Genomic DNA, 25,789 nt, shown 5'->3' with positions numbered 1-25,789 from the left:
GTGGGCTTCGCCGCGTGAACGCGGAGGCGTGATCAGCAGCTCGGATCAGGCTCCATCACGGGCTTGCCGGTCTTGGGATCCTTGATCTCCTTGCCGGTCTCGGGGTCCCGCTTGGGCTTCTCGGGCGGCGTGCCCTCGAAGAAGTTGTGCACCTCCTCGAAGAGGCGCAGGTAGCGGGTCTGGGCGAAGTCCTCGATGCGGGCGGCGTCGATCCGGTTGGCGGCCGAGGGCCGGATCATCCCGGTCCAGACCTTCTTCTTGCCCATGCAGGCCCACATCGCCCAGACGTTGGTCAGGGGGGCGGACTCGCTGATCGCCTGGGCGAGGTAGACCGCGTCGTGGGTCAGGCGCTCCTTCTGGGCGGCGTTCCAGGAGACGTAGCCGACGATCGTGCCGTCCACCTCGACCAGCTCGATGGAGGTGATCTGGCCGCCGACCTCGCTGGCCTTGAGCGCCTTCTCGGCGTCGGCCTGGTTGGCGGCCACGAGGCCCTCAGCGCTCTTCTCACCTTTGGTGACGGCCTTCTTCAGCTCCGGCGTCGTCACCCCGAAGTTGCGGGCGATCCGCGGGAGACGCTGGGCCGCCTTCATCTTCTGGACCCGGGGGTCCTCGAGGGCGTTCAGGTAGTCCTTGTAGAGCTTGTACTCCTTGGCGGTCATCGCGGCCGGGTCCACACCCTCGGACTCGGCCCGGGCCACCCCCCCGATTCCGAGGGCGAGGCAGATCAGGATCAACTGGATGGGGGCCTTCCGGCCGGCTCGCCGCATGGTGGACTCCTTCTCCTTCGGGAACAGTCGTGACGGCCGCGAATGGTAGCCAGAGGGACCCGGCAGGGTCAAACGCAGCTCACCTTACCTGCCACCTCCCTTACGACGAGCGCTCACTCCGGGGTATTCATAGGGCGGATGAGCGAGAACGAGACAGGGGGAGCCGGGCCTGCCTGGCGCCAGCAGCCGGAGCTGCTCGCCGGCGCGGGGCTCCTCGGCCTCTTCCTCCTGCTGAAGACCTACGGCCTCCAGCCGGCCGCCAGCGACGAGAACATCTACTTCTACCTCGCCGCCCGGGCCGCCGAGGGCGTCCTCCCCTACCGGGACGCCTTCTTCGCCCACCCCCCGGTGCACCTGCTGCCGGGGACGCTCCTCGCCCTCCTCTTCTCCCCCGGGCTGCTCCTCTTCAAGACCATCGCCCCCCTCTCGGCCGCGGGCGCGGGGCTCCTGCTCTGGCGCGTGGCCCACCGGCGCCTCGGCCGCCTCGAGGGGCTGCTCACCCTCCTGCTCTTCCTCTCCGCGCACGACCTCCTGCGGGCCTCGAGCCACCACACGGGGGTCAACCTGGGGCTCCTCCTCCTCTGCCTCGGCCTCTACCTCCTCGATCGAGAGAAGGAGGTCTGGGCGGGCGTGGCCATCGCGGGCAGCGCGCTGACGGCCTTCTACCTGGCGCCGGCCGGCGCGGCCCTGGCCCTGGTCCACCTCTACCGGGATCGGCGGCGCGGCCTGCGCCTCATCGCCTCGGGCACCGCCGCCTTCCTCGCGGTGAACCTCCTCTTCCTCCTCGTGGCCGGTGGGGCCTACTGGGATCAGGTCTACGGCTACCACCTGAAGAAGCCCGAGGTGGAGGACGCGATCTGGGGTGCGATCAAGCCGGTGACCTTCCGCAACGCCACCCTGATCTGGGCCCTGGCGATGGCCCCGGGCGCCCTGCTGGCCCGCCACCTCCTGGAGGGCCGCAAGAAGGGCGAGGGCCGGGGTCCTCCGCTCCCCCGGCTCCTCCTCGAGGCCGGCGCGATGGTGCTGGCCACCCTCCTCCTCCTCTCCCTCCTCGGCCGCCTCTACCACTTCTACTTCCTCGCCGGCTTTCCCGGGCTCGCCCTCCTCGGCGGGTGGGGCTACGGAGCAATGCTCCGCCGCCTGGCCGAGGTCCACACCCGGCGGGAAGAGGCCGGCCACGACCGCCGGATGGTCGCGGGGCTGCTCCTCTGCCTCCTGGGCCTGGGCGCCTTCGCCCTGCGCCAGGCCGCCCTCTCCGGCCTCTCCTGGTACCAGGAGGAGAAGGGCCAGGTGCGCGCCTACGTCTGGACGCCCTCCCCGGTGCTCCCGTCCTGGGTGGACGGGGGGCTGAAGGCGGTCTTCTGGAAGGAGCAGCGCACGATCGGCGGCTTCAGCCTCGGCCTGCACCAGTACCTCTGGCACGAGAGCCGGGTCTTCGAGGCCGGGGAGGCGCTCGCCCGCGAGGTCCAGGCGCGGGTGCCGCCCGGGGGGACCCTCTTCGGCGACAGCACCTCGGTGCCGCTGATCGCACTCCTCGCGGATCGTCACCTCGCCAACCACGAGGCCGACACGAACTTCATGCGCTTTCGCTCGGGCGTGACGCCCACCCGTGACTTCCTCGATCGCCTCGCCGCCGCGCCACCGGCGGCCGTGATCCTCCGGCCCGGCCGCGGGGTGGCGACCGTCCCGGGGATCCAGGGGTGGGTGGACACCCACTACCGGGTCGTCCACCAGGAGAGCGACCCCTACCAGGGCCGCTACCTCCTCTACCTGCCGCGCTAGCCCCTACCAGTGGGGTGGATAGGCCGGGTTGCCCCAGAGCCCGAGCATCCCTGGCGCGCACTCCTGCCAGTAGTCGGTGCAGGGGCTCGCGTCTCGCTCCTCCCGCGGGACGATGCTCGCCTCCCGGCTCGAGAGGCCGGCCGCGATCCAGGGCTCGAAGGCCGCGTCCGACATCGAGGTAAAGACCGGGTGCGGCGTGTCGGTGCGCTCGAGGGCCAGGTCGAAGGAGGTGGGATGATCGGCGATGCGCGAGGGGTCACCGGGATCGCACTCCCGGGTGTCCGCCCAGGCGATGCGCTCCCCGGCCTCCACCCGGGTGCCCTCCTCCACCGCGGCGTTCACGTGGAAGAACTTCAGGTAGAAGGTCGCCTGGGCCTCGGAGCGCAGATAGAGGTTCACGCCGTGCCGGTCGCCGAAGCAGGGCAGCTCCCGGGAGGACTCGCTGATCCGGTAGACCTTGCCCGCGAAGGGCGCGGTGATCGGCAGGAGGTCGTCGGAGAGCCCCACCGCGTCGACCGGATGGAAGTAGTGCTTCATGCTGCGGTTCTTCTCTCCGTGGCCCGAGTAGTCGTGCCCGCAGCAGGAGCGGTAGCGGGAGATGCGCGCGATCTGCCCGACGTCGACGAAGGGCTGGACGAGCAGGTCCGGTGCGGGCGGCTTGCAGGCGGCGAGGCCGCCGGCGGCGAGCAGGGCGAGGAACCAGCGCATGGCGCGATGATACCCGGGCGCGGATTGACCTGCCGCCCGGGCCGTGGCCACCATGGGCCATGGGGTGGACGCAGATGAACCGCAAGCGCTGGGCCTTCCTCGGGGGCGCCCTCTGCCTGGGCGTTGGCGTGCTGGTCATGGTGCAGTGCACGGGGGTGCGCACCCACGTGAAGCCCCCGCCCCCGGAGATCCGCGACCAGCAGACCCGGGACTGGCTGGTGGAGATCCGCTCGCTGGCCGAGGCCGGCGACTGGCTGGCCATCCGCGGCTACCACTCCACCGACGATCTGGTGGTCACCGCCACGAACTCTCCCATCTCCCACGTGGCCCTCTTCGATCTCGAGGGGGAGCAGATCGTCGAGGCCATCGGCTCCGGGGTGCAGCAGCGCGCCCTGAAGGACTTCGTCCACGAGTCGCACCGGGTGCTGCTGATCCGGCCCAAGTGGTGGACCCGGGAGGCCGGCCTCGACGCCATCGCGCGGGCGCGGGAGACGGTGGGGAAGAAGTACGACTTCCTGGGCACCGTCGGGCTGCCCTCGAAGAAGCGCTTCTACTGCTCGGAGCTGGCGACCTGGGCCTATGCGGAGCACCACCAGGAGAACGAGCACCTCCCGAAGGTGATCGAGCCGGGGCAGCTCTACCTCTGGGGCGAGATCCTCTTCGACTCCGGCAGCCGGGACTAGAGGGGGCACCGAGGTGCGCACCGATCACGAGCCCGGAGAGCTGAAGCGGGGCCTGCTCCGGGAGGGCGCCGCGCACCTGGGGCACGGCCTCCTCTACGGCTTCGGCTACCTGCGCAGCCGGCACCGCCCCCTGCGCCGGAAGGAGCTGCACACCCTGGTCTTCGTCCATGGCCTGGGGGGGAACCGGGCGGGCTTCTTCCCCCTCCAGGGCTACCTGGCCTGGCACGGCCACGACCGGCAGCTCGCCTACAACTACCGGAGCAGCGGCGCCTCGCTCGAGGGCCTCGGCCTGGAGCTGAAGCGCCTCCTCGACGCCCAGGTGCGGGGCGGGCGCATCACCCTCGTCGCCCACTCCATGGGCGGGCTGGTCTCCCGCGTCTACCTGCAGCTCCTCGGAGGCCACCGGCGAGTCGAGCGGCTGGTCACCCTCGGCACACCCCACCTCGGCAGCCACGCCACCGCCTATCTCCCGACCCCGCTGGTCTCCCAGCTTCGCCCCGGCGGCCCCTTCCTCGAGCACCTCAACGCTCTGCCGCCCCCCGGGGGGGTCGAGGTCCTCTCCATCGCCGCCGAGAAGGACCTGATGGTCCTCCCGGCCGAGAACGCCCTCTGCCCCTTCGGCGAGCGGCGGATGATCCCCGGCCGGGGCCACCTGGATCTCCTCTTCTCCCGGGAGGTCTTCCGGGAGATCCGCGACTTCGTGACGTTCCGGTCCGCGGACTAGGGTGCGCAGGCGCCCGAGGTGACCCCGGCGCAGGCCTCGAAGCCGAGCTCGCACATCTCGCAGCGGCACCCCGCGCACTCCGGCCCGGTGGGGTCGAAACTGCAGGTGGAGAGGCAGTTGGAGAGGGTGCAGTCGGCGTTGTCGGCCAGGCAGTAGGAGCAGCCCGCGGAGATGGGCTGGCCGGCGTTCGAGCTCTCGCTCTGGATGCAGTTGTCGAGGCAGGTGACGCGATCACCGTCGGACATGCAGTTCATGCTGCAGGTCGAGGCCAGCTCCTCCATCACGCCGGAGGAGAGGGAGGCCCCGTCGTCCGGGTTGTCGCAGGCGCCGCCGCCGACGCCACCGTCGGTCCCACCGTCCGTGCCACCATCGCTGCCACCGTCCGTGAGCCCGCCGTCCGTGCCACCGTCGGTGCCGCCGTCCGTGAGCCCGCCGTCCGTGGTCCCCCCACCGTCGGAGATGCTGCCATCCGGCGAGGTTCCAGCGTCGCCATCGCCGCTGTCATCGGTCGCGGGGAAGCAGGCGAGGGTCGTCGAGAGGAGCGCGACGAGCGCGAAGCGGGAGAGGGCGGAGAGGATACGCATCCCCCTACTCTACCGAGCCGGAGGCACTTGCTCCAGCACTCGCTCGGCCAGCAGCACGCCCAGCTTCGCGTTGAGGGTCGCCTTGGGGTGGAAGTCCTTCTCGTACCAGTACTCGTTGCGATGGTTGGGGTAGCGCAGCTCCTCGGGGAGCTCGAACTCGACCATGCCCGGCATCCCCGACAGGGGGTAGCGCTCGAGGTAGTGCAGCAGGATCACCTTGCGTCCGGCAGCGGCCGCGTCCCGGGCGATGCGCTCCAGGATGCCCAGGTTGCGCTCCATGTTCGCCTCCGACTCCCAGAAGTGCTCCCGGTGGACCACCGCGACGACGTGGACGCGCTGGAGGATCTTGAGGTTCCAGATCAGGTTCCGGAAGAGCGTCGAGCTCGGCAGGCTCTCCTGGAGCCGCTGGGCGTCCAGCGGGTCGGCGTCGGAGCGCCCCAGGGAGCCCACGATGATCAGATCGGGGGGGAAGTGCCGGCCCGCGGCCTGGATGGCCCGCTCGTAGCCGTGGAAGCCGTTGCCGGGGAAGGCGAGGCTCATCACCACGTAGGCGCCCGGGGCCCGGGCCTCGAGCGCCTGGCGCAGCTGGTAGCCGATGGTCTCCTCGTTCGTCGCGATCCCGTCCCCCCACACGAAGGAGTCTCCGACGATGAGGACCCTCCGCTGCCCCTCCTTCAGCTCCGCCACCGGCTCCTCGTCCCGGAAGCCCAGGCGGTTGTAGCGGAAGGTCATCAGCGGATAGCCGTCCTTGTTCAGGTAGAGCGACCCGTCGGTGACATCGGTCCTGGAGGGAGGGAAGCCCACCAGGTCCGGGGGGGCACCCCGGGCCTCGCCCCAGTCCGCCTGCTCCCCTCGCGCCGACGAGGTCGAGAGGAAGGCGACCACCGCGAGGCCGGCGGCGAGGTAGGCGGCCAGGGTCCGCCGGACCCCCGACCAGCGTCGGACGCCCCAGATCACGGCCACGCCCGCGACGAAGGCCGGGAGCAGGCCCCGGAATCGCTCGGTGACCTCGCCGAGGTTGATGAGACCCCAGAAGAGCGCGAGCAGCGCCACGAAGAGGAACGCGTAGGTCGCGCTCTCCCGCACCCAGAAGCGGCGCGCCTCCGGCGGCGGTGAGACGAGCAGGGCGAGGTGGCTGGCCACGACCTGCACGAGGGCGAGCCGCAGGAGGAGCCAGTAGCTGGTCAGATCGAGATCGCCCTCGTCCATGTTGACGACGACGAAGGGGGTCCCCGCCAGGTAGGCCGCGAAGCCCGCGAGGAGCCCGTGGCTGATCCGCCCCCGCTCGCCCTTCGATCCTGCGCCCTGTTCCGCGGCCCTCACCGCCCCAGGGCTACCACGATTCCGGGGCCCCCGCAGCCGCCGCGCGGACCTCAGTCCGGGTCACAGGGGCCGTCGCAGGTCTGGAGGATCTCTCCCCCGGGAGAGAGGAAGGCGTCGACCTGCGCCTGCCCCTCCGGGCTGTTGCGGACGTCGCCGTGGACCGAGGTGCCCTCGGGGGGGATGGTCGCGTGGGTCCCCGGCAGGGGTGCGGGCACGCCAAAGTCGAACTCGACCAGGGCGGAGCCCGCGTGGGGCGCCGTGACCTCGTCGAGGCCCACCACGCTGCGCGGCCCGGGCTGCATCAGGGGGATCCCGAGGGCGCGGGCGTCGAGGTGGGAGGCGAGGTTCGGCACCGCCGTGTCCCCCAGGCCGATCTGCAGCAGGACCCGCCGCCCGGTGAGCCCTCCGGGGAGGGGCGAGGTGACGACGTGGCTCGCGTAGGTGATGGGATCGATCCGGTCGAGGGTGAGCTGCATCAGCGAGGTGACCTTCTGCTGATCCAGCGCGTCGGGGACCGCCCCGGCGATCACCCCGAGGAGGGACTCGAAGTTCCGGGAGCGGAACATGATGAAGTTGTAACTCGCCCCCCCGACCGAGAGCGCGGCGCGATCGTGGAAGGGGGAGAGGGCCAGGAAGGTGCCACCCAGGATGTGCCCGTTGCTCAGCCCGTAGAAGTAGAGGCGCTCCGGATCCAGCAGGGAGACGCCCCCCACCTGGAAGGCGGCGTTCAGCGGCAGCACCTCCTTCAGCGCGAAGGCCAGCGCGAGCTGGTTGGCCATGCCCTGGTGCAGGCGATCGACGAAGCGCATGGCGATGGACGGGTCGGTGATGAGGTCGCCCCCGAGGGAGACCATGTCGGCCCGCGCCATCCCCTGCCAGTTCGCCGCGACGAAGACGCTGGCCGTGTCCTGAGCGAAGCCGACGGAGAAGCCGTCGGTGATCTCGTCCTGCCCGCCGAAGAAGCCGTGGCCGAACTGGATGATCCGCGCGGGGGCCGGCGCCTCCCCCACGCTCCGCGGGATGACGGCCGTGAAGGGCACCTCGCCGACGCCGCTGGCCTCGGGCAGGCCGTCCGCGCCGCGCCGGAGCATGGCACCGGTGTTCTCGTCCTCGACGAAGAGCGGCACCTCCAGGGTCCCACTCACCTTCCGGAAGATCTGGGCGTCGACGTCGTCGAGGACCTCGATGATCCGGACCACCGGCGGTGCGGCACCGAAGGCCTCCAGGATCGCCCGCCGCACCTCCAGGAGGTCGGCGGTGGTCTGCTCCGCGCTGCGCGTGGTGAAGTCCCAGGCCAGCTGCAGCTCGTCCCGGGCGACACCGGCCGCCTCCAGGAGGGGGAAGACCTCCTCCTCGTAGCGCTCGGCCAGGGGGTCGAGGACGGGGTCGTGCCGGGTCTCGCCGTCCCGGATCCGCCGGAAGGCCTCCGGGGCGGGCAAGAGCTCCCCATCGAGGCCCCGTAGCCCGCGCAGCGCGACCACGTGGCGAGTAGCCGGCGCGAGGGGACGCATCGGGCGCAGGAAGATCGCCCGCCGCGCTGGATCCGCGGGCCTCGGATCGAGCTCGGCGAAGTGGAGCAGCGCCCTGCCCTCCCCGTCGAGGAGCACGGTCGGACCGGCCGCGTCCAGGGTCGTCGCCACGGCGGGATCGTCGTGGAAGATCAGGTTCCCGTCGTCGATCGCTCCCGGCAGCAGGGCGTAGATGGAGGGGTGGAGGGACCAGCCGTCCGCCGGGTGCAGGAGGGTGGGATCGATGGCCTCCGCCTCCGGCGTGTGCACCAGGGCCGCGTCGGGGAAGGCCACCCGGAAGCCCGTCGGCATCGCGGCGTCCGCCTCCCGGAAGTGGTCCGAGGGGAAGGGCAGGAAGCAGTCGAGCTCGGTCGCGAGCGGCTGGCAGCCCGCCGGGATCGCCAGCGGTTCGGGGGCTCCGCAGCCCTCGCAGAGGAGAGAGAGGAGTGCGAGGCAGGCGACGCTCCAGCGGGAGGAAGAGCTCATCCTCCGGAGTCTACCGAATCCCGGGGGCTCCCGGAGCCCGGGCGCCCCCCGGCGCGAGGCTCAACCCCCGAAGGAGTTGCCGACCAGCGGCGCCTGGTCGGTGCGGGCCACGTGGCAGGAGATGCAGACCCAGCGCGCTCCGGCCACCTTCTCCCCCACCTTCTCCGGCGCGTTGCGCAGGTCGGTGTAGTGGCTCGGCGGCATGGGGGTGGGCTCGCCCTCGGTCTTCTCCTTCACCTCGTGGCAGTCGACGCAGGCGTTGCTCTCCCGGGTGATGGGATCGAGGTCGGCGACGCCGTGCGGGATCACCGGCGCGGCCATGGGGTGGGCGCGGGGGTGCTTCGGGCCCTCACCGGGCTCGGAGCCCTCCGCCACCGGCGCCATCGGCGTGCCGGCCTCGAAGACGTCGTAGCTCCCCAGGCCGATCTCGGACTCGGGGATCGACGCGGGGGCCGGCGCCGGGGCCTCGGCGGTCTCGGTCGCGCCCTCGTCGGCGGGCGGCGGCTCGGGAGCCTTGTCCGGCGCCGGGGCCGCGCCCGAGCAGGCGGTGATCAGCAGTGCGAGCGAGAGAAGAGTGAGAGAGCGCATCAGCGGGCCTCCTCGACGGCCGGGGCGGCGGCCACGGCCTCGGCGGCGTAGACCTTGACCGCGCACTTCTTGAAGTCGGTCTCCTTGGAGATCGGGCAGGTCGCGTCGAGCGTCAGCTTGTTGATGAAGACGCTCTCGTCGAACCAGGGAACGTAGACGGTCCCCCGGGGAACCTTGTTGCGTCCCCCGATCTCGACCCGTGCCTGGATCTTGCCGCGCCGCGACTCGACCCAGACCAGGTGACCGTGCTTCACCTTCCGCGCGGTCGCGTCCTTCGGGTGCATCGCCAGCGTCGCGACGGGCACGGCGTTGTGCAGCTCGGGGACCCGGCGGGTCATCGTCCCGCTGTGCCAGTGCTCCATCACCCGGCCGGTGGCCAGCCAGAGATCGAAGGCCTCGTCCGGCGACTCGGCGGGGGCCGCGTAGGGGCGGAAGAAGATCTTCGCCCGGCCGGCCACCGACTGCGGCTCCGGCTTGGTGACCTCGTCCAGGTTCCCCTTGGGGATGGCCTTGAGGGCGCCACCGTAGAACTCGAAGCCCGCGCCCTTCTTCACGTAGGGATCGTGCTCCTCGTTGAAGCGCCACCTCGTCTCCTTGCCGTCGACCACTGGCCAGCGCAGGCCGCGCACGTCGTCGGCGAAGAGCAGGTCGAAGGGCGCCAGGTCGTGGGCGTGCCCCCGGCCGAAGGCGGCGTAGTCCTCGAAGAGGGCCTTCTCCGGGAACCAGGTGATGCCCGCGGCGTCGACCGTGCAGTTGTCCGCGCCCTTCGCCACCGGATCGGGCCAGGCGAAGGTTCCGGCGAGGGGCCTCTCGAAGAGCACGTCGTAGAGGGTATCGTCGGGCGAGTAGCCGAGCTTCCCGGCCTCGGCCAGCACGTCGGGGAGCTTGCCGTCCTCGAAGCCCTCGGCCTGCAGGCCGGGGATGCTCTGCTCACCCCAGACCTCGGAGAGCTTGAAGCGCTTGGCGAACTCCATGATCTGCCAGACGTCGGAGCGGGCCTCGCCCGGCGGCGGGACCTGCTGCCGCCAGACCTGGGTGCGGCGCTCCGAGTTCCCGTAGGCACCCCACTTCTCGAAGATGATCGCCGAGGGGAGGATCAGGTCGGCGACCTTGCAGGAGAGGGTCGGGTAGACGTCCGAGACCACCACGAAGGCGTCGTTCTTTCGGGCCGCCTTGATCCAGTGGTTGGCGTTGGCCGTGGACTGGAAGGGGTTGGTGACCTGGACCCAGAGCCACTTCATCGACCCGTCCTCGATGTCGCGCATCTGCTGGGTGATGTGGCTGCCGATCTTGGGGTTGAGGGTCTTCGCCGGGAGCTTCCAGTGCTTCTCGCTGATCTCCCGGTGCTTGGGGTTGGCCACCACCATGTCGGCGGGAAGGCGGTGCGCGAAGGTGCCGACCTCGCGGGCGGTGCCGCAGGCCGAGGGCTGCCCGGTGAGCGAGAAGGCGCCGTTGCCCGGCTTGGCCTGGCGCCCGGTGAGCAGGTGCACCATGTAGGCCTGCTCGTTCACCCAGGTGCCGCGGGTGTGCTGGTTCATGCCCATCGTCCAGAGCGAGACGATCTTGCGCTGCTTGTCGACGTAGAGGTCGGCGAGCTGCTTCAGCTTCTTCTTGAAGGACTCGATCGGCTCGTCCGGATCCCCATTGGCCAGGTTGGCCACGAAGTCGAGGGTGTAGGGCTCGAGGGCCTTCTGGAAGTCCTTGAAGGTGATCTGCCAGTGCTTGCCCGCGCTGGCGACGTTCTTCTGCTCGTAGGCAGTGCGGGTCCCCACGGGCTTGCGCTGGGCGATGGCCTCCTCCTTGGTGAGGACGACCACCCGCTCGCGAAGCTGGGTGTCCTTCTCGGCCTCGTAGGCGAAGGCATCGCTCCCCCGCATCCCGTAGCCGATGTCGTAGGGGCCGGTGGCGAAGACGCAGTGCGCGTCGACGAACTTCTTGTCCATCGCCTTGCGCTTGATGACCTCGCGGGCCAGGAAGTTCCAGATCGCCAGATCGGTCTGCGGCTTGAAGACGATCTCCAGATCGGCGAGCTGCGAGCTGCGGTTGCTGATCGTGGTGAGGTTCACGATCTGGTACTTGCCGCCGGCCAGCCGCTTGTCGACGATGCGTGACCAGAGCATGGGGTGCATCTCGGCCATGTTCGCGCCCCAGAGCACCGCGGTGTCGGTGAGCTCGAGGTCGTCGTAGCAGCCCGAGGGCTCGTCGATGCCGAAGGTCTGGATGAAGGCGGCCACCGCCGAGGCCATGCAGTGGCGGGCGTTGGGATCGAGGTTGTTGGTCCGCCAGCCCGCCTTGGCGAGCTTCACCGCGGCGTAGCCCTCCTGGATGGTGTACTGGCCTGAGCCCATGATGCCGACGCCCGTGGGGCCGAGCTCGCCGTGGGCTTTCTTGAACTGGGCCTCCATCTCGTCGAAGGCCCGCTCCCAGGAGACCGGCACGAAGTCACCGCTCTTGTCGAACTTGCCGTCCTTCATCCGGAGCAGGGGCCGGGTGAGGCGATCGTCGCCGTAGGGGATCAGGGCGTTAGCGTAGCCCTTGGCGCAGAGGATGCCACGGTTGACGGGGCTGTCCGGGTCGCCCTTCACCGCGACCACCTTGCCCTTCCTGGTGGCGATCTGGATGCCGCAGCCCACGCCACAGAAGCGGCAGGCCCCCTTGTCCCACTTCCAGCCCTCCTCCAGGACCTCGGCGGCGGCCTCCCGGGCGGAGAGCCCCACCGTCGCGGCCGCGGCGGCGGCGACGGAGGTCTTCAAGAAATCACGGCGATCGAGATTGGCCATTGCTACTCTCCCTCGTGCGGTTCTCGGTGCTCGTCGACCAGGTGATAGACGAGCTCGGCGAAGAGGACCCCGGGCAGGGCCTGGATCCTCCGAAGCCCCTCCTTCGAGGCCTCGTTGGTCGCGGCCTCCTGGACCGCGATCATCCGGCCCTCCTCGGGGTGGAAGCGGTGGACCTCGAACGCCTCCAGGCCGTCGACGGCGCGACGGACCTCGTCCATCGCCTCCGGCCGGGCCGCTATGAGGATCCCTGAGTACTCCATCGCTTGCCTCCCCCGGCGATCGCCGGTGTCGAGGGTCTACTCGATCCTTTCCCAGGCTGGAACGAAGGGTGGTCAAGGAGCCCTGACCGACTCCCGACCCCGCTCGAGGATCCGGCGGCGCGGCCGCCTCGCCGGGACTAGGCTCTCCCTCCATGAAGACGCGCAACACGATCGCCGTCGCCGCGGCGCTCCTGTCCTCCGCCTGCGCCCACGGGCAGCAGCTGGACCCGGGCACCTCGGCCCCCCCCTTCGAGCTGGCGGGCTCCGATGGACGGCAGCACGCCCTGGCGGACCACCTCGGCAAGGAGGTGGTCGTCCTGGCCTGGTTCCCCAAGGCCTTCACCGGCGGGTGAACCATGGAGTGCAAGTCGCTCCGTGAGAGCGGCGAGGCCATCCGGCGCTACGAGGTCGCCTACTACGCGGCGAGCGTCGATCCCGTGGAGAAGAACACCGAGTTCGCCAAGAAGCTCGAGCTCGACTACCCCATCCTCTCCGACCCGGGGAAGGAGGTCGCCCGCGCCTACGGGGTGCTCCTCAAGGGGGTCGGCGTGGCGAGCCGCCACACCTTCTACATCGGCAAGGACGGGAAGATCCTGAAGGTCGACCGGGACGTCAGCCCCTCGACGGCCGGCGCGGATGTCGCGCGCACCCTCGCCGAGTTGGGGGTAGCGCTGCGCGAGGCGCAGCCCTCCGAGTAGCTACTCGCGGACGACGATCCCCTTCTCCATCAGGGTCTGGCGCATCTCGGCGCGGGCCACCGACTTGGTGACCGCCTCCTCCGGAGAGATCAGCCGGCTCTTGAGCAGGCGCAGGAGCGACTCGTTGAGGGTGGTCATCCCGGCGCTCCGGCCGGTCTGCATGATCGAGGGGATCTGGAAGGTCTTGCCCTCGCGGATCAGGTTGGCCACCGAGGCGGTGACGATCAGCACCTCGAGGGCGGCGACCCGTCCTCCCCCCACCTTCTTGCAGAGGGTCTGGGCGATGACCCCCTTCAGGGACTCGGAGAGCATGGTCCGGATCTGGGCCTGACGGTCCGCCGGGAACTGGTCGATGATCCGGTCGATGGTGGAGGCCGCGGTGTTGGTGTGGAGCGTCCCGAAGACCAGGTGACCGGTCTCGGCGGTCTCGATGGCGATGGCCACCGTCTCCAGATCCCGCATCTCACCCACCAGGACGATGTCCGGATCCTCTCGGAGGGCCGCGCGCAGGGCCTGCTTGAAGCCCTTCGTGTGGACCCCCACCTCCCGCTGGTTGATCAGGCACTTGTGCTGGGGGTGCACGAACTCGATGGGGTCCTCGATGGTGATGATGTGCTCGTCCCGGCTGCGGTTGATGTGGTCGATCATCGCCGCCAGGGTCGTCGACTTGCCGGAGCCGGTGGGGCCGGTCACCAGCACGAGCCCCTTGCGCAGCTCGCAGAGGTTCATCACCGCCGGGGGCAGCCCGAGCTGCTTCGCGGAGAGGATCTCGGCCGGGATGATCCGGAAGACGGCGCCCGGGCCGTTCCGGTCCATGAAGAGGTTGGCCCGGAAGCGCGCGAGCCCCGGGATCTCGTAGGCGAAGTCGGTGTCGTGGAGCTCCTCGAACTCCCGCCGGTTCTTCTCCGGGGTGATCTCCAGGACCAGGCGGTGCACCGTCTCGGCCGAGAGCCGCCCGTCGCCCATCAACGACACCATCGAGCCGTCGAGTCGGAAGAGGGGCGGCTGCCCGCTGGTGAGGTGCAGATCCGAGCAGCCCTCGTCCTGCATCCTCCGGAAGAAGGCATCGATCTCCGCCGCGCCTCCCGGGGAGGAGACCGCCACCGGGGCGGAGGGCGGCGCCTCGGGGGGCGCCGGGTACTCGGAGTCGGGCGCCCGGGTGGCGCCCGCCGCGACGTCCGGCACCGGCTCGCGCTCCCGCTCGAGGAGGTCCGGGAAGCCGGCCCCGGTCTCCGGAACGTCGTCCAGCTCGATGGCGTCGGGCGCCTCGGCCAGCGAGATCCCGGCCTCGGGGATGAAGACGCCGGTGTCGGGCGCGTCGAGCTCGACCTCCCCGACGGACTCCTCCTGGGTCCAGGCCCGCAGGGCCTCGAGGGCCGACTCCCCGTCGGGCTCCTCGGGCACCGGCCGCAGGGAGGCGGTGATCTGGTCGCCCACTCGCCCCACGGTCACCTTCACCTTGCCCTGGCCCGAGCGGTGCTCGAAGGAGAAGGCGCCGTCCACCTCCAGCTCCGGGTGGTGCACCTCGGGGGCGATCTCCCGCAGCAGCTCGACCACCTGGGCGGAGGTGGCGTCCTGGTGGGTCACCGGCCGGGCCTCCTGGCCGGTCACCAGGATGGCCCGCATCCCGGCCACGATGCGCAGCTCGTCGGCGCCGAACTGGAAGAGCGCGTCGATGAACTTGTCGATGCGTGCCATCGCTCTCCTGCTAGCCTTCCTTCTTGCGGATCCAGAGGATCCGCCGCTTGTTCACCAGGTAGATCTCCTCCCCCGCGCGCAGCGGGAAGAAGGTCCCGCTGACGTTGAGGTAGTCCTGCAGGCGCTGCTGGGCGTCCGGCAGGAGGAAGACGACCGTGCCCTCCAGGGGCCGGTCGTCCTCGAGCATCACCGTCACCGGCACCGCCTGGGCCGAGGAGGCCCCCAGATCCTCGGCCGGCAGGTGGTCGCTGCCCAGCTCGACCTCGGTGGCCACCTTCAGGAAGGCGACCGCCTCCCGCTGGATGAGGACGAAGCCGTCCTCGGCGTCGACGCAGGCGAAGAAGGTGGCCTCGCCCTCGAGGAGGTCGCTGGGGCGCTCGGGTCCGGCGTGCCGCTCCGCCTGGTGCGCCAGGAAGATGCTCACCTGGCGAGCCTCCCGGCCCGCCAACCCCAGGGTGGCCTGCACCTTCGTCTTCGGGACCCGATAGGCTTCCACGTCCACGATCGGTAGCACCCGCGCGCCGCCCGCGACAAGCGCCCCCCGGGACCTCCGGGAGGCCGCCGGCGAGAAGAGCGGGCGGCCCCCATTCGAGGGATGGCCCCCGGATCCGCTGCGCTGCTAGGTTCTGCCCCGATGTATGTCCTGGGATTCAACTGCTACGTCTTCAACTCGGCCGCCGTCCTCCTGCGCGACGGCGTGCCGGTGGCGGCGGCGCAGCAGGAGCGCTTCGACCGCAACCGCCACACCGGCGAGTTCCCGAAGGACGCGATCGCCTACTGCCTGGCCCAGGAGGGCATCGGGCTGAAGGACGTGGATCACGTCGCCTTCCACTGGCGTCCCTTCCACGACTTCCACCGCCGCCTGGGCCAGATCGCCCGGGGGATGCCCGCCTCCCTGCGCTTCTGGAACAGCCACGGGGGCCGGTGGTGGAACATGATCCGGGCCCCCGAGGATCTCCGCCGCCACTTCCCGGAGGCGACGAAGCAGCGGCCTCGCTTCTGGAGGGTCCGCCACCACCTCTGCCACGGCTCGAGCGCCTTCTTCTGCGCTCCCTTCGACGAGGCCGCCATCCTGACGGTGGACGGCTCCGGCGAGATGGCCACCACCACCCTGGCTCACGGGCGCGGCTCGGAGATCGAGACCCTGGGCGAGGTCTACTTCCCCCACTCCCTCGGCTACCTCTACGTCTCCCTGACCCACTACCTCGGCTTCAAGCCCGACAGCGACGAGTACAAGGTGATGGCGCTCTCGGCGCTCGGGCAGCCGACCTTCCGGAAGGACTTCGAGGAGATCGTCACCCTCGAGGGTGAGGGGAGCTTCCGCCTCGACCTCGACTACTTCGGCTTCCAGCACGGCATCCGGGATCCCTGGGTCTCCCCGCGCTTCATCGAGCGCTTCGGTCCCCTGCGCCGGCGGGGAGAGCCCCTCGAGCAGCGGCACTACGACATCGCCTTCGCCCTGCAGAAGCGCGTGGAGGACGTCGTCCTCCACCTCGCCCGCGGGCTGAAGGCGCGCACCGGGAGCCGCAACCTGGCCTACGCCGGCGGCGTCGCCCTCAACTCGGTCCTCAACACCCGCCTCCGGGAGGAGCTGGGCTTCGACGAGGTCTTCGTCCAGCCCGGCGCCAACGACGCCGGGACGGCGCTGGGCGCCGCGCTCTACGTCTGGCGCCACCACCTGAAGCAGGACACCCGCTGCGACTTCCGCTCGGCGGCCCTCGGCCCGGCCTTCCCGGACGAGGCCTGCCAGGCCGCCCTCGCCGGCCGCCCCCACGAGGTCCTCGGCGAGGAGGCCCTCCTCGAGCGCACGGCCAAGGCCCTCGCCGCGGGCAAGGTCGTCGGCTGGTTCCAGGGCCGGATGGAGTTCGGCCCCCGGGCCCTCGGCCACCGCTCGATCCTGGCGGATCCGCGGCCCGCCGAGATGAAGGACCGGATCAACGCCAAGGTGAAGCACCGGGAGGGCTTCCGCCCCTTCGCCCCCGCCGTGCCCCTGGAGGAGGCCAGCACCTTCTTCGACTCCACCCGCCCCTCGCCCTTCATGCTCTACGTCGTGCCCATCCGCGAGGCGTGGGTCGACCGGCTGGCGGCGGTGGCGCACGTGGATGGCACGGCCCGGCTGCAGACCGTCGAGCGCGAGGTCGACCCCCTCTTCTGGGGGCTGCTGCGCGCCTTCGAGAAGGAGAGCGGCGTCCCGGTGATCCTGAACACCTCCTTCAACGTGATGGGGGAGCCCATCGTCTGCACGCCGGAGGACGCGGTCGCCTGCTACGACGGCACGGGCATCGACGCCCTGGCGCTGGGCCCCTGCTGGGTCGAGAAGCCCGAGTGATGCGCGTCCTGGGCTTCAACTGCTACGCCCACAACGCCGCGGCCGCGCTCGTCGAGGACGGGCGGCTCACCCACTACGTGCAGGAGGAGCGCCTCTCCCGCCGCAAGCACGACGGCCGGCTGCCCCGGCTCGCGATGGCCTGGTGCCTGGAGCAGGCGGGCCTGCGCGCCGACGAGCTCGACGCCGCCGCCTTCCACTGGCAGCCCCTCCACGGCCTGCCCCAGCGCGGGCGGATGCTCCTGCAGAACCTCCCGCGGGCCCTGCGCATGGGGAGCGCGCACGGCGGCACCTACGCCGATCTGCTGCAGGCCGGCGCCCGCTTCCGCTCGACCTTCGGCCTGGGCCGGCGGCACCCTCCCCTGACCCACGTCCGGCACCACCTGGCGCACGCCGCCAGCGCCTTCCTGCCCTCCCCCTTCGACTCGGCGGCCATCCTCACCCTGGACGGCAACGGCGAGATCGCCTCGACCCAGCTGGCGATGGGCGAGGGCAGCCGGATCCGGGTGCTGGAGGAGGTCGACTACCCCCACTCCCTCGGCTACCTCTACGCGGCCGTCACCCACTACCTGGGCTTCGACCCGGAGGGGGACCAGTACAAGGTGATGGGGCTGGCGCCCTTCGGGGACGAGAGCCTGGTCGAGCGCTTCCGCGAGGTCCTCCACCCGCTGCCGGGCGGCACCTTCGAGGTCGACCTCTCCTACGTCGACTACCCCGCCGGGGGCCGGGATCCCTGGGTCTCCCGGCGCTTCGTCGAGACCTTCGGGCCGGTGCGCCCCCGCGGCGCCCCCCTGGAGGACCGGCACCGCGCCGTCGCCCGGGCCATGCAGGCGGCCCTGGAGGAGGTGGCGCTCCACCTGGCCCACCGGCTCCACCAGCGCACCGGCGCCCGCCGCCTCTGCCTGGCCGGCGGCGTGGCGCTCAACTCCGCGATGAACGGCCGGCTGCAGCGGGAGGGCCCCTTCGAGGAGCTCTGGATCCAGCCGGCGGCGAACGACGCGGGCGCGAGCATCGGCGCGGCGCTGCAGGTCTACCACCAGCTCGCCCCCCGGGCGCCCCGGCAGCCCCTGGAGTCGGTCTTCCTCGGCCCGGGCTTCGGCAGCGAGGAGGTAAGGCGCGCGCTGGAGGCCTCGGGGCTGCCCTTCGAGCAGCTCCCGGAGGAGGCGCTGGTGGAGGAGGTCGCCCGGCGGCTGGACGAGGGCGAGGTCCTCGCGCACTTCAGCGGCCGGATGGCGGTGGGCGCCCGCGCCCTGGGTGACCGCTCGATCCTCGCCGACCCCCGCCGCGCCGAGATGAAGGACCGGGTGAACCTCAAGGTGAAGCACCGGGAGCCCTTCCGCCCCTTCGCGCCCTCGATCCTCGAGGAGGCCGCCCCCGAGTGGTTCGAGGGCTGCGGCCGCTCCCCCTACATGACCACGGTCTTCCCCGTGCGGGAGGGCTTCAAGGATCGCATCCCCGCCGTGACCCACGTGGACGGCACCGCGCGGGTGCAGACCGTCTCGGCTGCCGACCACCCCCGCTACCGGCGGGTGATCGAGGCCTTCGGCCGCCGCACCGGCGTGCCGGTGGTCCTGAACACCTCCCTCAACGTGATGGGCGAGCCGATCGTCAACACGCCGGAGGAGGCGCTGGCCTGTCTGCAGGCGACGGATCTCGACGGGATGGTGATCGAGGACTTCCTGGTCCGGAAGACCGGATGAGCTCCCCCAGGGTCCAGGCCGTGACGAGTCCCAGGCCCAGCAGCAGGAAGGCGACGTAGACGAAGGGCGTCCGCAGCGGCAGCGTCGCGTCCGCCGCGGGTACGGGCCGGGTGCGCATCGCCGGCCGGCGGGGGGCCGCGGCCAGCTCGAGGCCGGGCACCAGGGAGAGCGAGACGAGGGGCGCCGCCTCGGCGGCGTCGGCCGGCTCGGGGTAGAGGGCGCGCGCCTCGGCGGACGGCCGGTCGGCGGGCCACTCCAGGAGGGCCGGCGTCCCGAAGAAGCGAGAGTCGCAGCCCTCCAGGGCGCGGGAGAGGTAGAGGTGGGCCTCCCCCTCCGGATCGGCCGGGTGCAGGATCACCTCGCCCGCGGAGAGCACCTCGAGATGGGCCCCGGTGGCGCCGAGCACCTGCGTCACGCAGCCGTGGAACTCGACCGGCTCCAGGAGGAGGCGCCGGGGCTCCCTCACCTCCGGGCGCAGCTTCACGCGGTAGCGGATGCGATCGATCGGGTCCTCGCCGGGGGGGGCGATGGAGGCCAGCTCCCGGGCGAGGTAGGGCTCGGGGGGGGCGGCGATGCTCAGCCGCGCGCTCAGGGTCCCGCCCCCGGGCGCGCAGGCCAGGGGATCGCCTGGCGGAGCCGCCCCGATCCCGCAGATCTCCGGGGCTCCACGATCCAGGATGGACCGATGCACCTGCACGCCGAAGGTGGGCTCCCGGGCCGGGGCGTCCGGCCGCAGGTCGATCCACCCGGCGGGTAGCTGGGCCCGGGCACCGGGCGGCAGGCGCACGATCTGGAGGTCGAGATCGACGATGCCCTCCTCACCTGGCTGGCCGAGGGGCTCGGTGGAGAGGGCGGCGAGCCAGAGATCCGCGCGGCGCGCGCCGCGCAGCCTCCAGAGGGCGTCCTCGAAGTCCCAGTCGAGCTCCTCCCGCAGCAGGCGGGCCAGGGCCCGGCCGTCGGCCGGCCGGACGCAGAGGGGGGTGAGCTTGGGTTGCGCCTCGAGGCTCGGCTGGTAGCGCTGGAGCGCGACGAGGGTCAGCACCCCGACGCCGACGCCGAGGGCGATCCGGGCGAGGGGAATCCCGCGCAGGCGCGTGGGGATCCGGGCGAAGAAGTGCGACAGGCGCAGCGCGGCGAGGAGGGCGAGCCCCGGGACGAGCGGGAGGAGGTAGCGGGCATCCCCGGTGGAGGAGAGGCCGGCCAGGAGCGCCAGGGGCAGGTGGGTGACGAGGAGGGCCAGCGCGAGCGCACGGCCGGGCGTCGCCTCGCCCGCCGACCCTCGCCGCCGCCAGAGGAGGTCGAGGCCGGCGAGAGCGCAGAGGCCGAAGAGGAGGAGGTGGGCGCCCTCGAGGCCGCGGGCGTCGGTCGCGGCCGCGGGCCCGGAGCCGCCCGGGTCCAGCTGCGCCAGGCTCGCCGGGGAGCCCAGGAGAAAGGTGAGCAGAACGACGCCGAGGGAGAGGAGGAGCGCCGCGAGCCAGCGCCGGGGCGGGAGCCGGCTCGCCAGCCAGACCCCGAAGGGCAGCAGGGCGAGGCCGGCGAGGTGGGTCTGCGCCACCCAGGAGAGGAAGAAGGCCACGAGCAGGAGGTGCCGCAGCCGGCGCGTCTCGAGGAAGAGGACGCCCGCCGCCAGGGCCAGCACCACGAAGGGCGGGAGGAAGACGGGGTTCCAGAGGACCGAGAGCCCGGTGATCATCGAGGAGCCCGCGGCGAGCAGGCAGAGCTCGGCCGCCAGGAGACCGGCGAGGGGCTCCTGCAGGCGAGCGCCGAGGAGGTAGAGAGCGAAGAGCGCCAGCAGGTAGAGCGCCGCCGCCAGGTAGGCGACGTCCTCGAGCTCGCCGCCGAGCACCGCGAGCCCCGACATCAGGTGGAGCGCCGCCGCCCCGTGGGCCAGATCCAGGCGGCTCAGGCGCCCGAGGGAGAGGGAGCACCCCCGCCCCTCGGCGCAGTCCAGGGCGCGCGCCCAGTGCCCGGCCGTGTCGATGTGCGTGCAGAGCTCGCCCTGATCCAGGGGCGCCGTCTGGCTCCAGACCTGCAGGGCCAGGATCAGGAAGACCCCCAGCCCACCGGCCCAGACCCGAAGTCCTCTGAAGCGCCCCGGGCCCTCGGAATCCATGGCGCGCATTATAGAGTGCTTCCATGATCCGCCGAGCGCTCGTGGTGGTCCTCCTGGCCCTGCTGCTCGCCCCCCGCGCGGGGCGCGCCGGGGAGGAGAGCGACGCGTGCCGCTTCGTGATCTCGCCCGGCGGCCCCTACTGGCTCGCCGGGCAGCTGCCCGAGGCGAGCGGCGAGGGCTGCACGCTGGCCTCCCTCGCGACCGAGCGCACCGTGTTGCGCCTCGTCTACGAGCAGGCGGAGGGGCCGGGACCGCAGGTCGCCCTGCGGGCCCTCGAGTGCCGGCCGCGGGGGGAGGCGGGGCGCGCGGAGGGCCCCTTCTTCCTCGGCGGGATCGCGGCCCTCGAGGCCCGGTGCCCCCGGGCCGCCGCCGCGCTGATCGGGGCGCTGGCCGATCCGGCCGCGAGGCAGGCCCTCCGGAGCGAGCCCCGGGACACGCCACCGCGGGCGGCCGAGGCCCCCTCTCCGATCCTCCTCGGCTTCCTGATGGCAGGCGACCTCCGCCTCCTCCTCGGCCTCGGGCTCGCCTCCCTCCTGCTGCTGGCCCTGGGCGCCTGGCGCTGGCGCCGCGCTAGCGCTCCAGCTCCGAGCCCACCGAGCGGACCATGAGGCGCTCGTAGAGTCGCGGCCAGAGGGCGGTGAGCAGGCGGGTCACGACCGCGACGCGGCCGAGGGGGAGGAAGCGCCGATCCCGCCGCGACGCGTCGACGATCTTGGCGGCGGCCTCCGCCGGCCCCATCACCTTCCCCACCGTCGACTGGGGGTGCCGGGTCCTGCTGCCGTCCCCGTCGAGGGCGTTCACGTTGATGTCGGTGCGGATGAAGGAGGGCGAGACGATCAGCACGCCGACTCCGTCGGGGGCGAGCTCGGCGCGCAGGGTGTCGAAGAAGCCGTGCAGGGCGTGCTTCGAGGCGCAGTAGCCGGTGCGGCCCAGCAGGGGGGCGAAGCCGGCCACCGAGGAGATGACGATCACCTGGCCGCGGCTGGCCTTCAGGTGAGGCAGGGCCGCGCGGGTGCAGTGGAGGGATCCGAAGAAGTTCACCTCCATCACCTTGCGGTAGACGGCCAGGTCCGTGTCCACGAAGGCGCTTCGCTGAGTGATGCCGGCGTTGTTCACCAGCACGTCGAGGCCCCCGAGGGCGCCGGCGACATGGGTGATGCCGGCCTCGCAGGCCGCGGGGTCGGTCACGTCGCAGGCGGCGTGGGCGCACTCGCTCCCCTTCCCCGTGAGCTCCGCGGCGAGCGCCGCGCAGGCCGCCCCGTCGAGGTCGAGCAGGCCGAGCCGCGCCCCCCGCGCCGCGAAGGCCCTCGCCATCGCCGCGCCGAGCCCGCCGGTCGCGCCGGTGATGACGACGACCTTGCCCCTCGGATCACGCGCGGGCATGGCGGCGCGCCTCCAGGAAGTGCTCGAAGACCTCCCGGCTGGTCTTGCGGGGGGTGTAGGGGAAGTCCCGCTTCAGCCGCGCGTTGGAGAGCACCGGCCGGTAGCGCAGGAAGTCCACCTGCTCGGGGCCGTACTGGGTCCGCCCGAGGCGCTTCATCACCCAGAGGGCCGAGCGCACCAGCCCCACCGGCAGGGGCAGGTAGGGCTTGCCCATCATCCGCGCCAGCTCCCGCATGGGCAGCGCGCCGTCCCCGGCGAGGTTGAAGGCGCCGGTCACCTCCTCCAGCACGCCGCGGACGATGATCTCGGCGACGTCCCGGTCCCAGATCAGCACGAAGGGGGTCTCGGCGCCGCGCAGGCCCACCACCAGCTTCCCGTCGAAGAGGTCGGTGATCTGGTTGCGGGTGTGGTCCCCCAGCACCGTCCCCGGGCGCAGGATCAGCTGCTGCAGCTCGGGGTGCTCCTCGCGCCAGCGGGCGAGCATCTCCTCGACCAGCCGCTTGTGATCCGAGTAGGCGAACTCCTGGTTGCCCCGCAGGGCGTCCTCCTCCGAGAGCCACTCGGGGTTGTCGGCGTGGTAGCCGTAGGCCGCCCCGCTGCTGGTGATGATCACCTTGCGCACGCCGGCCGCCAGGCTGCACTCCAGGACGTTCTTCGTCCCCAGGACGTCCACCGAGTACTCCAGCTCCCGGTTCGGCTTCTTGCCGGGGGTGACGATGGCGGCCAGGTGCGCCACCACCCCGATGGAGTGCTCCTCGAGCAGCCCCTTCAGGGCGCTGTCCCGCACGTCGGAGGCGGCGTAGACCACGCCCTCGAGCCGGTCCTCCGGGGCGGGCTCGCGCAGGTCGGCGGCGACGATGGTGCCGAGGCGGCCCACCGTCTCCCGGGCGTGGCGGTGCAGCTCCTCCACCACCACCCGGCCGATGTAGCCGCCGGCCCCGGTGACCAGGACGTTGATCGGAGCGCTCATACCGCCTCCTCCTCGTAGGCCGAGCCGACCTCGGCGGGGGTCAGGATGGGGGTCCGGGACCAGAAGAAGGCCAGGGTCAGGCCGGCGATGATGTGCCAGATGCCCCACCAGGCCACGAGGATGGCCATCCCGCCGAGCCCGTCGAAGAAGTTGAAGACCAGCACCAGGCCCAGGGCCGAGTTCTGGATCCCCACCTCGATCGCCACCGCGCGGCGATCCGCCGGGGGCAGCCCCATGAGCCGGGCCGAGCCCCAGCCGACGCCGATGGCCAGGGCGTTGTGGAGGAGCACGGCGAAGATCACCAGCCCGATCACCTCGAGGAAGATCTTCCAGTTGGCGGCCAGCGCCCCGCCGACCACGCCGATGAAGATGATCACGGTGAGGATCTTGAAGGGCCTGCGGACCTTCTCCACCAGGGCCGGCTTCCAGCGCGCCACCAGCAGGCCCGCGATCAGGGGGATGCCCAGGATCACGAAGACCGTGACGAAGACGTCCACCGGCGAGAGGCTGACCTGCTTGAGGATCGGCGCAGTGTCCGGGTTGAGGCTGCCCCAGAGGGTGAGGTTCAGCGGCGTCATGACGATCGCGGCGAGGGTGGAGATGGCCGTCATGCTGATCGAGACGGCGACGTTCCCTCCGGCGAGGTAGGTCATGAGGTTCGAGAGGTTTCCGCCCGGGCAGGCGGCCACCAGGATCATCCCCAGGGCCAGGGAGGGCAGCGGCCCGAGGATCATCGTCAGGCCGAAGGTGAAGGCGGGCAGCAGGATGAACTGCGCCACCAGCCCGATGAGGGGGGCCTTGGGGGACTTCGCGATCTTCACGAAGTCTTCCAGCTTCATGTCCAGGGCGACCCCGAACATCATCAGGCCGATGACGGCGTTGATGGCGTTGAGGCCTACCTGACTGAAGTTGAGCTGGATGGTGTCGACGGTGGAAGCGTCCATCACTTCCCCTTCGGCTCCTGGTGCATGTCCTTGAAGTGCATCAGCGCCGGCGCCCAGAGGTGCTTGTCCGGATCGACGTCGACGTGGATCACGGCGCAGCGGCCGCACTGCAGGGCCTTCTCGATGGCCGCGGGGAGCTTCGCGGGATCGGCCACCCGATCCCCGTAGCCGCCCATCGCCTCAGCCAGCTTGGCGTAGTCGATCTCGTCCAGGGTGGAGTTGATGGTCTCCTCGGGATCGAGGCGCTTCTTCAGCATCATCTTCAGGGGCTTGAAGGCGATGGACTGGGTCATCTTCACCATGCCCCACTGCCGGTCGCTCACCACCAGGAAGACGATCTTGAGATCGTTGCGGATCGCCGTCTCGATCTCCTGGGGGTGCATCCCGAAGGCCCCGTCCCCGATGATGCAGCAGACCTGCTTCCCGGGCCGGGCGATGGCCGCGCCGAGGGCCTGCCCCACCCCGGCGCCCAGGTGCCCCATGTGGTGGGTGGCGAGCACCGAGTTCGCCGCGCGGGCCTGGAAGAAGAACTGGCCCCAGACCGAGGTGTTGCCGCCGTCGAAGACCAGCACCGCGTCGTCGTCCAGCACCTTGCGGGCGCTGACGCCGACGTGGGCGGTGTTCATCGGGGTGGCCAGATCCTCGAGCTTCTCGTCGAGCTTCGCCCGGTCCTTGTCCCGCTCCTTCGCGAGGCGGGCGACCGTCTCCTTGCGGGCGGCCAGGGGCATCTCCGACTTCAGCTCGTCGAGGGCCAGGGCCAGCTGCCGCAGGAAGACCTTCACGTCGGCCTGCACCGGCAGGTCCGCCGGGCGGATCCGGCCCAGGACGTCGCCGTCGATGTCGACCTGGATCAGCTTCTGCTGGTCGGGCGTCGCCCAGTAGGGCGCCTTGCCCCACCAGTCGGTCTCGCCCAGGCGGGAGCCCAGGCAGAGGACGACGTCCGCCTCGTTGCGGACCTCGTTGTTGGACTTCACGTGGACCATCGGCCAGGCCAGCGGGTGCGCCTCGGAGAGCACCGTGCGGCCGCTCCAGGAGGTGGTCACCGGGGCGTGGAGGCGCTCGGCGACGGCCTCCAGCTCCTCGAAGGCGCCGGCGTGGATGACCCCGCCGCCGGCGTGGATCACCGGCAGCTTCGCGTCCACCAGCATCCGGGCCGCCTGCTGCACCGCCTCGGGCGCCGGGACGGCGGGGCGGGTGCGCCGGTAGCGCTCGGGGGCCCAGTCGGGGGGCACCTCACCCTTGCCGTTGATGAGGTTCTCGGGGACGTCGAGGTGGACCACCCCGGGCCGCCCCTCCCAGCACTTCGCCAGGGCGCGCCGCATCAGCTCGGGGATGCGCTCGAAGGAGTGCACCGCCTCGGACCACTTGGCCATCTTCCCGATCACGCCCACCTGGTCGAAGGCCTGATAGGTGCCGCCCCGGTTGGGGTAGTGGATCCCCGTGCGGCGGCAGCTGGTGATGAGCAGGACCCGGTGGCCCTCGACCTCCTCCACGGCGATGCCCGAGAGCACGTTGGCCACGCCGGGCCCGTTGCTGGCGATGACCACACCGAGCTTTCCGGTGAGGCGGGCGTAGGCCCCGGCCATGTGCGCGCCGATGGTCTCGTGCCGCGGCGTCGTCAGCTCGATGCCCTCCTTCACCAGGCCCGCGCAGAGCTGCAGGTAGGACCCGTCCACGATGCCGAAGGCCTGCTCCACCCCCTCGAGGCGCAGCATGCGGGCGATGATCTCTCCACCGGTCTCCTTGGCCATGTCGTATCTCCCC

General features: G+C 71.5%; 23 protein-coding genes. 8 read left to right on the top strand and 15 right to left on the bottom strand.

What is annotated here, in order from left to right; translation table 11 throughout:
* Positions 1-32 precede the first annotated feature (32 nt).
* The gene (locus P1V51_03930) at positions 33-767 is read right to left on the bottom strand and encodes a hypothetical protein (protein MDF1562165.1); all 735 of its coding nucleotides are present in this window, start codon (positions 765-767) and stop codon (positions 33-35) included.
* A 138-nt stretch (positions 768-905) separates the two neighbouring features.
* Here P1V51_03930 and P1V51_03925 point away from each other — a divergent pair, with 138 nt between their 5' ends.
* On the top strand, positions 906-2,549 hold the full coding sequence (locus P1V51_03925; GenBank protein ID MDF1562164.1) for a hypothetical protein: 1,644 nt from the start codon (positions 906-908) through the stop codon (positions 2,547-2,549).
* Between the two features lie 3 nt (positions 2,550-2,552).
* Here P1V51_03925 and P1V51_03920 read toward each other — a convergent pair whose 3' ends face one another.
* Positions 2,553-3,257, bottom strand: coding sequence for a hypothetical protein (locus P1V51_03920; GenBank protein ID MDF1562163.1), 705 nt, complete (start codon positions 3,255-3,257; stop codon positions 2,553-2,555).
* 74 nt (positions 3,258-3,331) lie between these two features.
* Between P1V51_03920 and P1V51_03915 the strand changes: the two genes are divergently transcribed.
* Positions 3,332-3,940 (top strand): YiiX/YebB-like N1pC/P60 family cysteine hydrolase, encoded by a 609-nt coding sequence (locus P1V51_03915; GenBank protein ID MDF1562162.1) that lies wholly within the window; start codon positions 3,332-3,334, stop codon positions 3,938-3,940.
* Between the two features lie 13 nt (positions 3,941-3,953).
* On the top strand, positions 3,954-4,664 hold the full coding sequence (locus P1V51_03910; GenBank protein ID MDF1562161.1) for a hypothetical protein: 711 nt from the start codon (positions 3,954-3,956) through the stop codon (positions 4,662-4,664).
* On the opposite strand, the gene P1V51_03905 is transcribed toward P1V51_03910, so the two are convergent.
* The 6 genes from P1V51_03905 to P1V51_03880 are packed head-to-tail and all read right to left on the bottom strand — an operon-like array spanning position 4,661 to position 12,193.
* Complete coding sequence (locus P1V51_03905; protein MDF1562160.1) at positions 4,661-5,248, bottom strand: hypothetical protein; 588 nt, start codon at positions 5,246-5,248, stop codon at positions 4,661-4,663. The genes P1V51_03910 and P1V51_03905 overlap by 4 nt on opposite strands.
* 9 nt (positions 5,249-5,257) lie before the next feature.
* Positions 5,258-6,571, bottom strand: a complete 1,314-nt coding sequence (locus P1V51_03900) for an SGNH/GDSL hydrolase family protein (GenBank protein MDF1562159.1) — start codon at positions 6,569-6,571, stop codon at positions 5,258-5,260.
* 50 nt (positions 6,572-6,621) lie between these two features.
* Positions 6,622-8,565 (bottom strand): hypothetical protein, encoded by a 1,944-nt coding sequence (locus tag P1V51_03895; GenBank protein ID MDF1562158.1) that lies wholly within the window; start codon positions 8,563-8,565, stop codon positions 6,622-6,624.
* Positions 8,566-8,625: 60 nt separating this feature from the next.
* Positions 8,626-9,153, bottom strand: coding sequence for a nitrate reductase cytochrome c-type subunit (locus P1V51_03890; protein MDF1562157.1), 528 nt, complete (start codon positions 9,151-9,153; stop codon positions 8,626-8,628).
* Positions 9,153-11,933, bottom strand: coding sequence for a nitrate reductase catalytic subunit NapA (gene napA / locus P1V51_03885; GenBank protein ID MDF1562156.1), 2,781 nt, complete (start codon positions 11,931-11,933; stop codon positions 9,153-9,155). Before napA ends, P1V51_03890 begins: the two co-directional genes overlap by 1 nt.
* Before the next feature lie 2 nt (positions 11,934-11,935).
* Entirely contained in the window at positions 11,936-12,193 is a 258-nt protein-coding gene (locus P1V51_03880) for a chaperone NapD (GenBank protein MDF1562155.1), read from the bottom strand.
* Between the two features lie 152 nt (positions 12,194-12,345).
* Between P1V51_03880 and P1V51_03875 the strand changes: the two genes are divergently transcribed.
* Together P1V51_03875 and P1V51_03870 are read left to right on the top strand one after the other, a co-directional pair.
* Positions 12,346-12,546: a redoxin domain-containing protein gene (locus P1V51_03875; GenBank protein MDF1562154.1), complete on the top strand. Its 201-nt coding sequence runs from the start codon at positions 12,346-12,348 to the stop codon at positions 12,544-12,546.
* 3 nt (positions 12,547-12,549) lie between these two features.
* The gene (locus P1V51_03870) at positions 12,550-12,891 is read left to right on the top strand and encodes a redoxin domain-containing protein (protein ID MDF1562153.1); all 342 of its coding nucleotides are present in this window, start codon (positions 12,550-12,552) and stop codon (positions 12,889-12,891) included.
* On the opposite strand, the gene P1V51_03865 is transcribed toward P1V51_03870, so the two are convergent.
* Together P1V51_03865 and P1V51_03860 are read right to left on the bottom strand one after the other, a co-directional pair.
* Positions 12,892-14,589, bottom strand: coding sequence for a type IV pilus twitching motility protein PilT (locus P1V51_03865; GenBank protein MDF1562152.1), 1,698 nt, complete (start codon positions 14,587-14,589; stop codon positions 12,892-12,894).
* Positions 14,590-14,599: 10 nt separating this feature from the next.
* Positions 14,600-15,085 (bottom strand): hypothetical protein, encoded by a 486-nt coding sequence (locus tag P1V51_03860; GenBank protein ID MDF1562151.1) that lies wholly within the window; start codon positions 15,083-15,085, stop codon positions 14,600-14,602.
* Positions 15,086-15,223: 138 nt separating this feature from the next.
* Between P1V51_03860 and P1V51_03855 the strand changes: the two genes are divergently transcribed.
* Entirely contained in the window at positions 15,224-16,918 is a 1,695-nt protein-coding gene (locus tag P1V51_03855; GenBank protein MDF1562150.1) for a carbamoyltransferase C-terminal domain-containing protein, read from the top strand.
* Positions 16,918-18,615, top strand: coding sequence for a carbamoyltransferase C-terminal domain-containing protein (locus P1V51_03850; protein ID MDF1562149.1), 1,698 nt, complete (start codon positions 16,918-16,920; stop codon positions 18,613-18,615). Before P1V51_03855 ends, P1V51_03850 begins: the two co-directional genes overlap by 1 nt.
* On the opposite strand, the gene P1V51_03845 is transcribed toward P1V51_03850, so the two are convergent.
* On the bottom strand, positions 18,524-20,728 hold the full coding sequence (locus P1V51_03845; protein MDF1562148.1) for a hypothetical protein: 2,205 nt from the start codon (positions 20,726-20,728) through the stop codon (positions 18,524-18,526). The two genes, P1V51_03850 and P1V51_03845, sit on opposite strands and share 92 nt — an antisense overlap.
* Positions 20,729-20,751: 23 nt before the next feature.
* Here P1V51_03845 and P1V51_03840 point away from each other — a divergent pair, with 23 nt between their 5' ends.
* Positions 20,752-21,336: a hypothetical protein gene (locus tag P1V51_03840; GenBank protein MDF1562147.1), complete on the top strand. Its 585-nt coding sequence runs from the start codon at positions 20,752-20,754 to the stop codon at positions 21,334-21,336.
* Here the strand turns inward: P1V51_03840 and P1V51_03835 are convergent.
* Genes P1V51_03835 through P1V51_03820 form a run of 4 tightly spaced genes read right to left on the bottom strand, consistent with a single transcriptional unit; the run spans position 21,299 to position 25,776 of the window.
* On the bottom strand, positions 21,299-22,111 hold the full coding sequence (locus tag P1V51_03835) for an SDR family oxidoreductase (protein MDF1562146.1): 813 nt from the start codon (positions 22,109-22,111) through the stop codon (positions 21,299-21,301). The two genes, P1V51_03840 and P1V51_03835, sit on opposite strands and share 38 nt — an antisense overlap.
* On the bottom strand, positions 22,098-23,081 hold the full coding sequence (locus P1V51_03830) for an SDR family oxidoreductase (GenBank protein MDF1562145.1): 984 nt from the start codon (positions 23,079-23,081) through the stop codon (positions 22,098-22,100). Before P1V51_03830 ends, P1V51_03835 begins: the two co-directional genes overlap by 14 nt.
* Entirely contained in the window at positions 23,078-24,025 is a 948-nt protein-coding gene (locus P1V51_03825; GenBank protein ID MDF1562144.1) for a bile acid:sodium symporter family protein, read from the bottom strand. Before P1V51_03825 ends, P1V51_03830 begins: the two co-directional genes overlap by 4 nt.
* Positions 24,025-25,776 (bottom strand): thiamine pyrophosphate-binding protein, encoded by a 1,752-nt coding sequence (locus tag P1V51_03820; protein ID MDF1562143.1) that lies wholly within the window; start codon positions 25,774-25,776, stop codon positions 24,025-24,027. Before P1V51_03820 ends, P1V51_03825 begins: the two co-directional genes overlap by 1 nt.
* Positions 25,777-25,789: the final 13 nt, after the last annotated feature.

It is taken from the genome of Deltaproteobacteria bacterium (assembly GCA_029210625.1).
GTDB lineage: Bacteria > Myxococcota > Myxococcia > SLRQ01 > SLRQ01 > JARGFU01.
Note: the sequence above shows the minus strand (reverse complement) of the source record. Positions and strands in the feature narration are given on the sequence as shown.

Bases quoted from the DNA above. Each gene is read 5' to 3' on its own strand.
- P1V51_03855 (MDF1562150.1), top strand. From the start codon at position 15,224: ATGTATGTCCTGGGATTCAACTGCTACGTCTTCAACTCGGCCGCCGTC.
- P1V51_03895 (MDF1562158.1), bottom strand. From the start codon at position 8,565: ATGAGCTCTTCCTCCCGCTGGAGCGTCGCCTGCCTCGCACTCCTCTCT.
- P1V51_03840 (MDF1562147.1), top strand. From the start codon at position 20,752: ATGATCCGCCGAGCGCTCGTGGTGGTCCTCCTGGCCCTGCTGCTCGCC.
- P1V51_03820 (MDF1562143.1), bottom strand. From the start codon at position 25,776: ATGGCCAAGGAGACCGGTGGAGAGATCATCGCCCGCATGCTGCGCCTC.
- napA (MDF1562156.1), bottom strand. From the start codon at position 11,933: ATGGCCAATCTCGATCGCCGTGATTTCTTGAAGACCTCCGTCGCCGCC.
- P1V51_03920 (MDF1562163.1), bottom strand. From the start codon at position 3,257: ATGCGCTGGTTCCTCGCCCTGCTCGCCGCCGGCGGCCTCGCCGCCTGC.
- P1V51_03905 (MDF1562160.1), bottom strand. From the start codon at position 5,248: ATGCGTATCCTCTCCGCCCTCTCCCGCTTCGCGCTCGTCGCGCTCCTC.
- P1V51_03845 (MDF1562148.1), bottom strand. From the start codon at position 20,728: ATGGATTCCGAGGGCCCGGGGCGCTTCAGAGGACTTCGGGTCTGGGCC.
- P1V51_03890 (MDF1562157.1), bottom strand. From the start codon at position 9,153: ATGCGCTCTCTCACTCTTCTCTCGCTCGCACTGCTGATCACCGCCTGC.
- P1V51_03915 (MDF1562162.1), top strand. From the start codon at position 3,332: ATGAACCGCAAGCGCTGGGCCTTCCTCGGGGGCGCCCTCTGCCTGGGC.
- P1V51_03850 (MDF1562149.1), top strand. From the start codon at position 16,918: ATGCGCGTCCTGGGCTTCAACTGCTACGCCCACAACGCCGCGGCCGCG.
- P1V51_03870 (MDF1562153.1), top strand. From the start codon at position 12,550: ATGGAGTGCAAGTCGCTCCGTGAGAGCGGCGAGGCCATCCGGCGCTAC.
- P1V51_03875 (MDF1562154.1), top strand. From the start codon at position 12,346: ATGAAGACGCGCAACACGATCGCCGTCGCCGCGGCGCTCCTGTCCTCC.
- P1V51_03880 (MDF1562155.1), bottom strand. From the start codon at position 12,193: ATGGAGTACTCAGGGATCCTCATAGCGGCCCGGCCGGAGGCGATGGAC.
- P1V51_03830 (MDF1562145.1), bottom strand. From the start codon at position 23,081: ATGAGCGCTCCGATCAACGTCCTGGTCACCGGGGCCGGCGGCTACATC.
- P1V51_03825 (MDF1562144.1), bottom strand. From the start codon at position 24,025: ATGGACGCTTCCACCGTCGACACCATCCAGCTCAACTTCAGTCAGGTA.
- P1V51_03930 (MDF1562165.1), bottom strand. From the start codon at position 767: ATGCGGCGAGCCGGCCGGAAGGCCCCCATCCAGTTGATCCTGATCTGC.
- P1V51_03925 (MDF1562164.1), top strand. From the start codon at position 906: ATGAGCGAGAACGAGACAGGGGGAGCCGGGCCTGCCTGGCGCCAGCAG.
- P1V51_03835 (MDF1562146.1), bottom strand. From the start codon at position 22,111: ATGCCCGCGCGTGATCCGAGGGGCAAGGTCGTCGTCATCACCGGCGCG.
- P1V51_03865 (MDF1562152.1), bottom strand. From the start codon at position 14,589: ATGGCACGCATCGACAAGTTCATCGACGCGCTCTTCCAGTTCGGCGCC.